Consider the following 12,573-nt stretch of genomic DNA (forward strand, 5'->3'; position numbering starts at 1 on the left):
TCACAGCGCAAAAATCATGTTTGGTGGCGATAGCGGAGGGGTTCCACACGTACCCATCCCGAACACGACCGTTAAGCCCTCCAGCGCCGATGGTACTTGGACCGCAGGGTCCTGGGAGAGTAGGACGTTGCCAAGCACAGCACTACAAACACACTTTCGATGTATATCGGAAGTGTGTTTTTGTATGTATACTTGCTAATCTATGTGCTCTGTAAACAGTCGGATTATATAGATGATTTCCTCTAGTTTCATTATAATTTGTCCCCAAATAAAACTGGCTTATTCACTTGCTAGATATGAAATAACGTCTTTTAATTTCTCCAAGTTGCCTTTCCCGCTGACATCACTGAATTGAGTGTAATATCCCTTTGAGCCTAACTCCTTGGCCATTGTAAATGTAATGGTATTAATGGCACCCCTTTGTTATTCGCATATCTTACCATCTTATGTAGAATCGATGGATACGTAACATGGTTAATGCTTTCAACGCTTTTGATATTTTAAGTCCTGTGACAAGAACAGTTTTAATATCTGAACAAGGTATTTGATCCAGGATAGAGAAGTATACAAAATAATATATACGTAATTTTTGCGCTTAGAAAGGATATTATTTTATGATGATCATGATTAATGGTGCATTTGGATCGGGAAAAACGACGGCCGCGGAGGCTTTGAATAAGAAGATTCCAAACAGTATGATTTTTGACCCGGAAGAGATTGGTTATATGCTGAGAAAGGTTATACCAGACGAGGTGAAATATAAGGAAGAACAAACGGATGATTTTCAAGATTTAGAGTTGTGGAGAACACTTGTTGTCGCTTGTGCTAAAGAATTAAAACGAAAATATAACCGTACACTGATTATACCAATGACTCTATATAAACTTGAGAATTATGAATATATAAGGCAAGGCCTTGGGGAAATAGATTCAGAGATGTATCATTTTTGTCTTACTGCATCTAAAGATACAATCCATAGTAGGCTGAATGACCGAGGAGAAACACCTGGTGAATGGGTATATCGACAAACGGAACGTTGTATCGCGGCATTCGAAGACGCACGGTTTGAGATTAAACTTGGTACAGACCAGATGAAAAGAGAAGAAGTCGTTAAGGTGATTTTGGATCACATCAAAGGAGGGCACCTGACATGACATCTACCGAAACCCATATTTATATGGTTAGACATGCAGAATCTATATATATTCATGGAGAGGAACGTTCACGAGGTCTTACGGAGATAGGATTAGAGTACGCGAAGTGTGTCGCAGATGTGTTCGCCGATATTAAGGTAGATGCTGTGGTCTCAAGTCCATATAGAAGAGCTATTCAGACGGTTCAATATGTAGCAAAGCAAAAAGGGCTACCGATCGATGAATATGAAAATTTACGCGAACGTTTGATAAAAGGACCCCTTTACGAGGAAAAATGGGAGGTCATTCTCCAGGCCATCAAAAAGTCATTTGATGACAAGGATTACTCGCTGCACGGAGGGGAGTCGACAAAGCAGGCGCAAGAGCGGTCTATTCCTGTACTTGAACTTCTGTTGGAACAATATGCAGGAAAGCATGTTGTCATTGGTACCCACGGAAATATTATGACCATTATGATGAACTATTACGATTCAAATTATGGGTTTCGCTTTTGGAAACAAACCACGATGCCGGATATCTATCATTTAATTTTTCGTGATATGAAGCTGACTAAAGTAGAGCGCATGTGGAATACCCCCATACACCAAGAATAAAGGAGAACGATTTATGAAGAACGATACCATTAAAGCATATTGTCTTTCTAAAAAGGGGGCAACAGAAGATTACCCTTTTGGTCCTGCGCCCCTTGTTGTCAAAGTTGGAAGCAAGATGTTTGCCTTAATTACGTTCAATGAGAAACAGCAATCGACAGACATTTCTCTCAAATGTGATCCCGTGATAGCTGAGAATCTACGGGAACAACATGAAGAAGTTGTTCCCGGATATCATCTCAACAAGAAGCACTGGAACTCGATATCCCTTCAAGGAAGCTTATCACTTGACGATATTACATCAATGATTGATCATTCCTATGAGCTGGTATTAAAAAGCCTGACCAAAAAACAACAAGAAGTCATTCTTAATTCTTAAAGGGTGAATCCGTTTTCATGATTTAAAAGGGCTTCATGTTTAAGGTGTCGATTTTCTCACCCGTGATATCAATCCCCATACGTTTTGTAATGTCACGGTAATGACCAGCTCTTCGGAGAACAGGACTACCTTCTACTTCACCAAGACCGGCTTCAAGTCCGTTCAGCACAAGAATGCTCGCTCCAAAACCAGGGATAAGCCCTTTCTCTTTTTCAGCCGAAGTTGGTTTCCATCTGCCTGCCATCACATCATGTGCTGATGGTTTAGGTTCTTGTGGTGTCATCCAGAATAAGATTGCCGTCATATATCCTAATTTTCCGTCTTCCGCCACTTGATCTGGATTTTGTAGAAGAACATTTTTGTCTCCGTAAATGATAGAACTGAACAGCCCGTAATTAAAATTCCAGCTCAGCATGATCGGACCCCGTCCGTAATATCGCTGACCACTTACTCCAGGAAATAGCTTGGCCGAAGCTGGATCAACAAAGGCATCCATATTTACTCCTGTACGGCCTGCAATATTTTCATTCCAGAATAGGCCCCATTTTAGTTCCCCTCCAGGTGCACCAGCCCATCCTCCTCCCGTTTCATGGGATAGATTAGCGAGAAAAGCAGCAAGTTCTCGTTTTCGGTCTTTTTTAAATCCTTCCTTTAAGAAAGCACCAAAGTCCACAATAACCGTTTCTAACGTTTTTTTCTTATTTTCATCTGAATTAAAATCATCCGATCGAAGAATAAGGGTTTCCACTTTTGCTTCTTTATCTAATCTAATGATTTCTTGCGAAGAGGGCGAACCTGTTCGTGTACTAATTTTAATTTTTAGGTTAGATACTTCTTGGACTGCTTGCATTAAGTTGGCGTACGAAAAATAATCACTTTGATCCTCTTTGAAGTACTCCTTTCCCTTAGCAACCTTGAACCATTCTTTAGAACCAAGCCGATAAGGAAATAACTCCTCAAAATCTTGCTCCGATAATAATGCTTTTACCGCCTCTATAGATTTTTCAGGAGAATAATCAGGATCGATATCGTCCCATTCCTGAGTAATATCTTTACGAGATAGCAAACGGTGTTCTCCGAGTTCTAGGGTGCTGCCTTTGTACTGAATTAAGCTGAGACTTCTTAATTTCGTTAGTCCTTCGGATGAAGTATTAGAAGCTGGCGAAGTTGAGTTTGTTTTTAGTTCCTGGGCGGCAGTAGTTAAAGGTGATAGTAATAGAGCTGAGCTGAGGGCAATGCCTACACTTTTATACGCAAGGGATTTCTTAGCCGGACGTTTCTTTTCATTCATCGTCATTCTCCTTCCACTCATTAAAATGGACTTGGTTCCCAAACATATCATAAAAATCCTTAAAAAATTTGTACATAGTTCCTAAATCCCGTGTTCTGGTCATTTCTTATGTCTCTAAAAGGACAGTTATATAAAGAATATAGAAACAGGACAAAGAGAGTAGAAAATGCCGGAGAATTAGAGTGATTGCTGTCGATCATTTTAGGAAAACTAGGATTTGTGTATGTGCAAACGTGAAGGGATAAATTACAACACAATCAGTGGAAGAGATGGAACAGATTTATAGATAAAGGGTAATGATTATAGAAGTGAGAAGTGGAAGAGGGCTATGAATTAGGACACAATAGAAAATACATCTTTATTTTTAAAAAAATTGTGACAGAATAAATGAATGGATGATAGATTTTGAATATTTTTGATAGAAAATGATTGTTTTTTAATGATTTTATGATACTATAAGAGCTGGCAGGAGGAATGGGAATGCTTACTGAAGAACGATACCGTTTGATTTTAGAACGCTTACAATCACGCGGCGTTGTCAAACTGCAAGAACTTGTAGAGTTGCTAGGGGCTTCTGAATCAACAGTTAGAAGAGATCTTATTGATCTGGAGGCAAATCGTCTGCTCAAGCGAGTGCATGGTGGTGCTTCACTAATTACCCAGAAAAGCACTGAACCCGGTATGGATGAAAAAACATTCAAAAACATTCATGAGAAGAATAAAGTTGCCAGGCTTGCAGCAGAGCAATTGCAAAATGGCGATTGTATCTATCTAGATGCAGGTACAACAACACTTTCCATGATTCCTTATATAGAAGCAGAGAATATTACAGTGGTAACGAATGGTTTGTCTCATGTGGATGCGTTAGTCTCCAAAAATATTCGCAGTTACTTGCTTGGCGGCTTGATGAAAACGCATACGAAAGCAGTCGTAGGGAGTATCGCACTTCAAAATATGAATCAATTCCGTTTTGATAAATCGTTTATTGGTACGAATGGAATTGATGTAAAGATGGGGTATACTACTCCTGACCCGGAGGAAGCCTTAATAAAACGGAATGCGCATTTGTTGTCTGGTGAAACTTTTGTGCTAGCTGACTCCAGTAAATTTGGTGAGATTACGTTTGCTAAGTTGTTTGACTTGAATGAAGCAACGTTAATTACCGATATGGTGCCAGAACCATATAAAGTTCCCATTGGTCAGAAATATAAAGTAATTGAGGGATGAACAATGATTTATACAGTGACACTGAATCCTTCCATTGATTACATCGTGGAAGTTGAACAATTACAGCTGGGACATTTAAACCGAATGAAACGGGATTTGAAGTTACCTGGAGGGAAAGGGATTAACGTTTCTAGAGTTCTTACCCAGCTTGGTGCAGAGAATACAGCGATGGGATTCCTTGGCGGATTCACAGGTGAATTCATTCGTGATTTCTTATCCAAGAGCTCGGTCGCTTCCGACTTTGTATCGATTTCCGATGATACAAGAATTAATGTGAAGCTGAAGCATGGCGATGAAACGGAAATTAATGGGCTTGGACCTGCTATCACGAATGAAGAAGCACAAGCTCTTGTAGCAAAGCTCTCTCAATTGAAAAAAGGTGATATTCTTGTTCTATCGGGCAGTGTACCTCCTTCTCTAGGCAGTGACTTTTATGAGCGATTGATTCAGGTGTGTAAAGAAGCAGGGGCTGACTTTGTTATCGATACAACCGGAGAAGCCTTGTTACAAGCACTGAAAGATAAACCTCTTCTTGTAAAGCCGAATCACCATGAACTGGCTGAACTATTTGGCGTTACCATTGATACCAAGGAAGATTTGGTGAAATATGGCCGGAAACTTCTTGAAGAAGGTGCTAAACATGTGCTCATCTCTATGGCGGGTGAAGGTGCATTGTTGATTACGGATAACAAGGTATATCATGCGAATGTTCCTGCTGGTAAAGTGAAGAATTCAGTAGGTGCTGGAGATTCCATGATTGCTGGATTTATTGGAACGTTCGCTCTTACAGGCGATGTACTGAAATCTTTCCGTACGGGTGTTGCCTCAGGCAGTGCAACTGCGTTCTCCGATGATCTAGCATTAAAAGAACAGATTGAGTCGCTGATTCCTCAAGTACAAATTAATGAGTGGAAATAACTTACATCATGGGTAAGGATATTCGATTTTTAATACTTGCCTAAGTAAAGGAGTGCATACTGTGAGAATTACGGATCTGATGATCAAAGAAGTAATGATAATGGATTTAAAGGCAACAACAAAGGCGGAAGCAATTGATGAACTGATTGCGAGCCTTAACAAAAGCGGACGTATTAATGACCCGGAATTGTTCAAGGAAGCGATCTATAAGAGAGAAGAGCAATCAAGTACGGGGATTGGTGGAGGTATTGCGATGCCGCATGCCAAAACTAAAGCAGTGAATGAACCAACGGTTGTTTTTGCAAAAAGCAAAGCAGGGATTGACTTTGATTCGTTAGATGGAGCACCAGCTCATGTATTCTTTATGATTGCTGCCCCAGAAGGAGCAGGGAATACGCATCTTCGTACACTTGCTGCTTTGTCTAAGCTATTAATTGACGCTGATTTCATCGAGCAATTGATGAACACGAAAACGCCGGATGAAGTAACGGCATTATTTGATGAAAAGCAACAAACCGAAGAAGCGGAGCAAGCGAAAAAAGAAGCAGAAAAGGCAAAAGCTGCTCCTGCAGAAACAAAAGCAAAAGCAGAAACGAAATCAAAAACAGAAGCAGAAACAAAAGCTGATTCTTCCGAAGATTTTGTTGTAGCCGTTACGGCTTGCCCGACAGGTATTGCTCATACTTTTATGGCAGAAGATGCATTGCTTAAAAAAGCAAAAGAGATGGGAGTAAATATCCGGGTAGAGACCAACGGAGCAGAAGGAGCGAAGAACGTTCTGACTGAAGATGAAATTCGCCGAGCAAAAGGGGTCATCATTGCAGCTGGTAAAAAGGTGGATCTGGACCGTTTCCATGGAAAACCTGTACTTCAGCGCCCTGTAGCGGACGGAATTCGTAAACCAGAAGAACTAATCACCAAGGCTTTAAAAGGTGATGCACCTATACTTCATGCGGATGCTGCATCATCTTCTTCCTCTGCGGATGAAGAAAAGACAAGCATAGGAAGTACGCTCTATAAAAACCTCATGAACGGGATTTCGCATATGCTGCCATTCGTGGTGGGTGGAGGTATCCTGCTTGCCATCTCCTTCTTGATTGAACAAGCAGCTGGTGCGGACAGTCCTATCTTCCAGTTATTGCAGACGATTGGAGGCGGAGATGGAGCATTCCACTTCCTGATTCCGGTCCTTGCTGGTTTTATTGCGATGAGTATTGGAGATCGTTCAGCTCTCATGCCAGGTATGGTCGGCGGTTTAATGGCAGTTAATGCAAACGCTGGATTCCTTGGCGGTCTTGCAGCCGGTTTTCTAGCGGGTTATGTGATCCTTGGTCTGCGTAGAGTATTTAAATATTTACCATCAGCGATTGATGGACTAAAATCCATTATGCTCTATCCTGTTTTTGGTCTTCTGATTACCGGTGCAGTAATGTACTACATTCTTTCACCGATTTTCAGTTGGATTAACGTAGGTTTGGTAGATATACTGAATAACCTGGGTACAGGGAACATGGTGCTTCTGGGCGTCATTCTTGCTGGAATGATGTCCGTTGATATGGGTGGTCCGTTTAATAAAGCGGCATATACGTTTTCCATTGGTGTCTTTACTTCCAGCGGGAACGAGAACGGACTAATGATGGCAGCAGTAATGGCCGGCGGTATGGTTCCGCCACTTGCCATTGCACTGGCTACGACGTTCTTCAAAAATAAATTTACAGAACAAGAACGTAAATCAGGTATAACGAATTACGTGCTGGGACTCTCCTTCATTACCGAAGGCGCGATTCCATTTGCAGCAGCAGATCCGCTTCGTGTCCTGACTTCCTGTATTATTGGTTCCGGTATTGCAGGCGGACTAACACAATTGTGGGGAATTAACCTTCCTGCACCGCATGGCGGTATTTTTGTAGCGGCACTTGCTAACCATGCACTGCTGTTCTTACTTGCTGTAGTCATTGGTGCAGTTGTGTCTGGTCTGATTCTCGGATTATGGAAAAAACCAATTGAAGTAAAAGCATAAGATATTAAAAATGAAACCTGGAAGGGAATGTCCTTCCGGGTTTTATTTTTTTATAAGACTAATCCAGAAGCGTGACTTCATCGCCTTCGGTAACAATACCCGTACGCAGTACAGAAGCATATATACCAAACTGGTTATTCCGCTCTGTAACTACCTTCTTCAGCAGAGAGGGGTCTCGCTTCGCATTTTCTGGATCAATATTAATGATGGAGCATCGTTTACAGGGTCGTTTAATTAGTAAGATAACATTCTCTCCGATTTGCATCCTTTTACCAAACCATTGTTCCTCCATAAAAGGAATCTGCTCAGCCAGCGACAAAACGAAGTTTGGTCGAAATCTACGTGAATCCACTTCATCATTTCCCCATAGCTTCTCAAGTTGTGTAATGGAAGCGTCTGTGACGAGTTGAATAGGTTCCTCTTCAATCGCTCCTAAAGGCACATGAGCAGGTTCGTACTGGATCGGCACGATTTCTTTTTTATACAATTCCTCTAATTTACGAGTCAGTTCCTCATCACCAAAATAATATTTCTGTGCCTCAGGTGTAATGACTTCTACAGGTGGATAATGCTTCCCTATTTCTTGACCTGTAAAATGTGCCTGAAAACTAGCCATTTGTGGCAATTGAGTAATCGTTACATATTGATTTTGATTTGATTTGTGTACAAATGCATGACTGCGATCCCCATAAAGTCCATATTCCATCACTTGAGTACAGGGTACCCGTTCTCCTTGAAACGATTTTATAGGATGACGTACAATTTCTTTGATCCGGCCGACATACATTGAATTCACTCCTTCGATTTCATGAAAAGGTTGTGCAGGTGGTAGATAACACTTATAGATGTATAATAACTTGTTTATGGTATTTTTTTGGAGTAACAATAGAAGAAAACAGGGAAAGAGGATGCGAATGGGACAAATCGTCTTAAAATCTTATAAAGATTCATGGCATGAACAAGTTGTACAGTTATATCTGGCGGTGACAGCGAAGTATAAACATGCGATTTTTTGGTGGCCAGGTCCGGAAGAAAATCACGATAATGTGTACTGCGCCTTTGACGGAGAAATCCTTGTAGGAAAAGGGCAAGTGCAAGTCATAACCATTCAATCTCAAGATGAGGCCGGTGAATATGAAGGAACGAAAGACGGTACAGTGGAGAGCTATCACCAAATCTATATGAACATAAAGTTAAGGCCTGAAGTATCCAATCAGGAGGAAGTGTTTCAGTTACTTTACGGTGCATTATATGAACGTGCGCTTGTCCTCGCTCAAGATCTTCCTAAGACTCATTCCGTACAGCTTTGTGTAGGAAATCATCAGGCAGAACAGGAGAATTCAGCGCTTTTTGAGAAGTGTGGTTTTACTCCGATGTATCGCCAGTATGAGATGGAAAAAGAGCTGAATCGTGTACAGGAAGCTCCCGATTTACAGATCCCTGAACTTCAGTTCATCCAAACTGCACTTGAATCTTCTGATGAAGAACAACGCTATCTGCGTACAGAAAGCACGATATGGCCGGAATATCCACTTGGGTTACATCGACTTCGTCAGTTGAAAGGAAGAACTGATTTCACTAGCTTTGCTGCACTAGATCCGGATAACCAGCTCGTAGCCAGCGTCATGGTGTGTCAAGAAAATGAGAAATCAGGTTCCATTGAAGAAGTCTTTGTCGTACCGGCTTGGCGAAAAAAAGGAATTGCAACGCATCTTATCCGTTATGGCTTGCAATACTTGCAGGAAAAGGGATATACTGCAGCAAGACTAAGTGTGCAGACAAAGAATGAAAAAGCATTGGAGCTTTATCAATCTCTCGGTTTTACGATCTCAGGTGAAGAGCATCGTTATGGAAAAGATCTGATTAAGATTGATTCCCTTTCACACAGATAAGAAAATTCTTTCGTTCATAACTATCAAATTATATAATAGTAAAAACTGGATGAACCCGGATTTCCCTCTAGGAAAGAACGGGTTTCTTTATTTTATGGAGGAGAAAGCAGGTATGATGTATACACAAGGATGGAAACAAAACGCCTAGCATGTATTAATCTGAGGGGAAATATCATAGTTATTTCCTGTTTTTTTATTCTGAAACAAGAGTGTCTGGTTCTTATAAATCGATAAATGTGTGCGAGATTTTACTCTTTTCATCAGGAGTTTCCCAAGGTTCCTGACAAGAAAACATAAACTTTGTCAAAGAAAATAATATCCTGCGATTACCCGAGAAATATCAGCGGTTACTAGTAAGAGATCGGGAGGGAAGATACATAATGAGTGATATCGAGATTGGTGATTTACGACTATCAGAGCTTCGAGAGCATCCTGAAGATTACCAAAATATTTGCCGGAGACTGTACGGGTATAATGTAAGAGCGAGTAACGGGCTGCTGCAGAAGCCGGGGCAAAACATCCACTTGTATTTGAAAAATGCCAGTTCAGAAGTCGTCGGAGGTATTTTTTGTGAGTCATGGTTATATGGGCTATACATTGATGTGCTATGGATATCAGAAGATTACCGAAAAGCGGGGTATGGCAGGCAGATGCTGCTTGAGGCAGAGCGCAGGGGGAAGGAGATGGGCTGCTTATTCGCACATACCTCCACGTTTTCTTATCAAGCTCCCTCCTTTTATGAGAAGAATGGATATGAAATCTATGGCGTAAATGATGAGTACCCAGAGGGGATCAAACAGTATTTTTTAAAGAAAAAGTTGGAAGGAAAGTGAAAAGGGGTGGAATGAATGCTTACCATTCAAAAGGTGGAGATGGAACATCTACCGACATTAGCAATGTTGCTCGAAGAGTTAACAGGTGAAAAAACAAATTCCACTAAATTAGAAGAAACCTATCAAAGGCTGCTGCATAATGAGAATTATGAAGTGCTGGATGCTGTTTACGATGGGGAGCTTGTTGGATCAGTGATGGGAATCTATTGTGAGGAGTCGGCCGTAAAATGATGGACCGAATGGAGGAACTTGCACGAAGCAAGAATTGCTCTTACCTTATTTTGGTATCAGGAGCAGGGCGAGCGGAAGCACATCGGCTGTATGAGTCTCTTGGATACAATGAGAAAGAGTCAGTGGTAGGATTTCGAAAATATGTAGATTAGGGGTGAGGAATTGAGCAAATCATGGCGTTTTGTACTTGAAGGGGCAGTGGTTCTCATGCTGATCTTTGTGATTATGCCGATTCTATCGGGAATGGTTATGACATGGATGTATGTTCCTCAGATGATGCAAAGTGAGTCTGCATCTGTTCAATCATTTGAAGCTTCTCCTCTACTGATGATCGGTTTGGCTTTATTGACGCTCTTCGTCTATATGATGATTCGAACCGGAATAACACGGATGATCAGGAAGGGGAAAACGGGTGAGTGAACAAATACATGTAGTAAGAAGAAAAAGAGATATAGGAGTAATCATTTTTTTGATCCCGTTACTTTCCTCTTATATTTATTTTCTGGTCAAAAATAGTACGCTTGAGATTCCGCTACTTCTTTATGTCTTATCCGTATGTTGTTATATGTATGTGATCGGATTTTTCCTGTATAAATTATTTCTAATACTAAAGTATTGTTTTACATACTATCCACTTCGCTTCGTCGAACTCGAGTTATTACCTGGGTCATTTCGTCTAGGCTCTTGTAGCGTGAAGACTTCGGAGATTGAAGCCATTCGGATCGATGGATACTGGAATTCCACTATAGGGGTTAAGCTGAAGGGGAGAAAACAAATTCCTCTTCATTTAAGGTTGAAATATCAGAATACATTGCAGGAAGACGAAATTATGAAGGAGCTGCGAACCTGGTCCGAGATCCACCAGATTCCTATTCAGTACAAACGCATATCTTACTAATTTAGTAGAGAGGAAGGATACCGAGGTGGAGCAGAAACAATATGTAATTACGAAAAAAGATCGTAAATCACAGCTGGCAGCTACTATATTATTATTTTTAATGCTGTTAGGTATTAGTGTTCTTCAACGAAAGACGGATCATTTGTTGCTGCACGTTCTTTCATTTGTATTGATTTTGGTATATATCGTGCTTATAGGGTATGAACTTTATTATTACTTTACCTATACTCGCACTCGTAGAGAACAGTTACTGATCATCAAGGAAGATCGGCTTATATTGCAAGGAGAGGTGGTATTCCCTTCTCAGATCGATCTGATTGTCTCAGAAGGATATATCAATTCTTCAATAGGAATTAAACTAAAGAAGCGCAAATGGATTCCTCAGCGTTTACAATTTATATTTGCAAATCCTAATAAGGAACAAGAAGCATTTGATCAGTTGCAGGAATGGGCAGATACATATCAGATTGAAATCCGGGAGGGAAAAATCAGATCGATAATATAGTATAGAAGGGAGAGGAATATTTATGAATGAGCCTCAGATTGAAGTTATTTCGAGGAGAAGATACAGGAATCTGTTCGCCATGGGGATGTACACCTTATTGATGGGGGGATATAAAGCGATTGCTCATATGGATAGGGATTACATAAATGTATTCATAGTTATAACCGCTGTATTGTTTCTATTTGAACTAGGGCTGCTGCTATATCAATGGTCTGTCAAACCTAAAAGCATCCAACTTCATAAGGGGCAACTTATCATAGGTAACCGTATATTTCGTACTGATGAGTTGAAGTCCATTATTATAGAGGAGTATTATGGGCCGCATATCGGAATTAAACCTAAGAATAAGATGCTCGTACCCATGATGCTTGCTTTTCGAGTGTTGGATAAGCAAAAAGCAGATCATGCCTTCGATGAGATACATGAATGGGGAGAGAGGAACGCAGTTCCTATACTCACCCAGCGAATGTGGACACTATAATATGGTACGAAGAAAAACCTCCCGAACTGAAGTGACCCCTAAATGTTAGACACGGTTATTTCATTAGGCAGCTTGGGTAAAACGAGTTCGGTACTGTACCGGACTCGTTTTTAATTTTGCCTTCAATCGTTTTGTGTTGTAGTAGTTCATATAT

17 protein-coding genes and 1 rRNA gene are annotated in these 12,573 nt (G+C 40.7%); 15 read left to right on the forward strand and 3 right to left on the reverse strand.

Annotation, left to right across the window (positions count from 1 at the left end):
- Nucleotides 1-19 precede the first annotated feature (19 nt).
- The 4 genes from rrf (at nt 20) to KJS58_RS24355 (ending at nt 2,123) form a co-directional block, all read left to right on the forward strand.
- Nucleotides 20-136 (forward strand): 5S ribosomal RNA (gene rrf / locus KJS58_RS24340).
- A gap of 478 nt (nt 137-614) precedes the next feature.
- Entirely contained in the window at nt 615-1,154 is a 540-nt protein-coding gene (locus tag KJS58_RS24345) for an AAA family ATPase (protein WP_213536246.1), read from the forward strand.
- Nucleotides 1,151-1,747, forward strand: coding sequence for a histidine phosphatase family protein (locus KJS58_RS24350; RefSeq protein ID WP_249717898.1), 597 nt, complete (start codon nt 1,151-1,153; stop codon nt 1,745-1,747). The genes KJS58_RS24345 and KJS58_RS24350 overlap by 4 nt, the downstream gene beginning before the upstream one ends.
- A 13-nt stretch (nt 1,748-1,760) precedes the next feature.
- Nucleotides 1,761-2,123 (forward strand): MmcQ/YjbR family DNA-binding protein, encoded by a 363-nt coding sequence (locus KJS58_RS24355; protein ID WP_213536249.1) that lies wholly within the window; start codon nt 1,761-1,763, stop codon nt 2,121-2,123.
- A 22-nt stretch (nt 2,124-2,145) separates the two neighbouring features.
- Here KJS58_RS24355 and KJS58_RS24360 read toward each other — a convergent pair whose 3' ends face one another.
- Entirely contained in the window at nt 2,146-3,414 is a 1,269-nt protein-coding gene (locus KJS58_RS24360; RefSeq protein ID WP_213536251.1) for a chitinase, read from the reverse strand.
- Nucleotides 3,415-3,894: 480 nt separating this feature from the next.
- Here KJS58_RS24360 and KJS58_RS24365 point away from each other — a divergent pair, with 480 nt between their 5' ends.
- The 3 genes from KJS58_RS24365 (at nt 3,895) to KJS58_RS24375 (ending at nt 7,579) form a co-directional block, all read left to right on the forward strand.
- A complete protein-coding gene (locus KJS58_RS24365) occupies nt 3,895-4,641 on the forward strand; it encodes a DeoR/GlpR family DNA-binding transcription regulator (RefSeq protein WP_213536253.1) in 747 nt (248 codons plus the stop codon).
- A 3-nt stretch (nt 4,642-4,644) separates the two neighbouring features.
- The gene (gene pfkB, locus KJS58_RS24370; protein ID WP_213536255.1) at nt 4,645-5,559 is read left to right on the forward strand and encodes a 1-phosphofructokinase; all 915 of its coding nucleotides are present in this window, start codon (nt 4,645-4,647) and stop codon (nt 5,557-5,559) included.
- Nucleotides 5,560-5,620: 61 nt separating this feature from the next.
- On the forward strand, nt 5,621-7,579 hold the full coding sequence (locus KJS58_RS24375) for a PTS fructose transporter subunit IIABC (RefSeq protein ID WP_213536256.1): 1,959 nt from the start codon (nt 5,621-5,623) through the stop codon (nt 7,577-7,579).
- A gap of 58 nt (nt 7,580-7,637) precedes the next feature.
- On the opposite strand, the gene KJS58_RS24380 is transcribed toward KJS58_RS24375, so the two are convergent.
- Nucleotides 7,638-8,366, reverse strand: coding sequence for an MOSC domain-containing protein (locus KJS58_RS24380; RefSeq protein ID WP_213536258.1), 729 nt, complete (start codon nt 8,364-8,366; stop codon nt 7,638-7,640).
- A 127-nt stretch (nt 8,367-8,493) separates the two neighbouring features.
- Between KJS58_RS24380 and KJS58_RS24385 the strand changes: the two genes are divergently transcribed.
- The 8 genes from KJS58_RS24385 to KJS58_RS24420 all read left to right on the forward strand — a co-directional run bounded on the left by KJS58_RS24385 (nt 8,494) and on the right by KJS58_RS24420 (nt 12,419).
- A complete protein-coding gene (locus tag KJS58_RS24385) occupies nt 8,494-9,471 on the forward strand; it encodes a GNAT family N-acetyltransferase (protein ID WP_213536260.1) in 978 nt (325 codons plus the stop codon).
- Nucleotides 9,472-9,851: 380 nt separating this feature from the next.
- Complete coding sequence (locus tag KJS58_RS24390) at nt 9,852-10,304, forward strand: GNAT family N-acetyltransferase (RefSeq protein WP_213536261.1); 453 nt, start codon at nt 9,852-9,854, stop codon at nt 10,302-10,304.
- Between the two features lie 15 nt (nt 10,305-10,319).
- The gene (locus KJS58_RS24395; RefSeq protein ID WP_213536263.1) at nt 10,320-10,535 is read left to right on the forward strand and encodes a hypothetical protein; all 216 of its coding nucleotides are present in this window, start codon (nt 10,320-10,322) and stop codon (nt 10,533-10,535) included.
- The gene (locus KJS58_RS24400; protein WP_213536265.1) at nt 10,532-10,687 is read left to right on the forward strand and encodes a GNAT family protein; all 156 of its coding nucleotides are present in this window, start codon (nt 10,532-10,534) and stop codon (nt 10,685-10,687) included. The genes KJS58_RS24395 and KJS58_RS24400 overlap by 4 nt, the downstream gene beginning before the upstream one ends.
- Before the next feature lie 10 nt (nt 10,688-10,697).
- Nucleotides 10,698-10,955, forward strand: a complete 258-nt coding sequence (locus KJS58_RS24405) for a hypothetical protein (RefSeq protein ID WP_213536267.1) — start codon at nt 10,698-10,700, stop codon at nt 10,953-10,955.
- Nucleotides 10,956-11,226: 271 nt separating this feature from the next.
- Complete coding sequence (locus tag KJS58_RS24410; RefSeq protein WP_213536268.1) at nt 11,227-11,433, forward strand: hypothetical protein; 207 nt, start codon at nt 11,227-11,229, stop codon at nt 11,431-11,433.
- Nucleotides 11,434-11,458: 25 nt separating this feature from the next.
- The gene (locus KJS58_RS24415) at nt 11,459-11,938 is read left to right on the forward strand and encodes a hypothetical protein (protein WP_213536270.1); all 480 of its coding nucleotides are present in this window, start codon (nt 11,459-11,461) and stop codon (nt 11,936-11,938) included.
- A 22-nt stretch (nt 11,939-11,960) separates the two neighbouring features.
- Entirely contained in the window at nt 11,961-12,419 is a 459-nt protein-coding gene (locus KJS58_RS24420; RefSeq protein WP_213536272.1) for a hypothetical protein, read from the forward strand.
- Nucleotides 12,420-12,482: 63 nt separating this feature from the next.
- On the opposite strand, the gene KJS58_RS24425 is transcribed toward KJS58_RS24420, so the two are convergent.
- A partial coding sequence (locus KJS58_RS24425; RefSeq protein WP_213531749.1) for an IS3 family transposase occupies nt 12,483-12,573 on the reverse strand: 91 nt, incomplete at its 5' end.

Origin of the sequence: Paenibacillus sp. J45TS6 (assembly GCF_018403285.1) — a bacterium.
Classification (GTDB): Bacteria; Bacillota; Bacilli; order Paenibacillales; family Paenibacillaceae; genus Paenibacillus.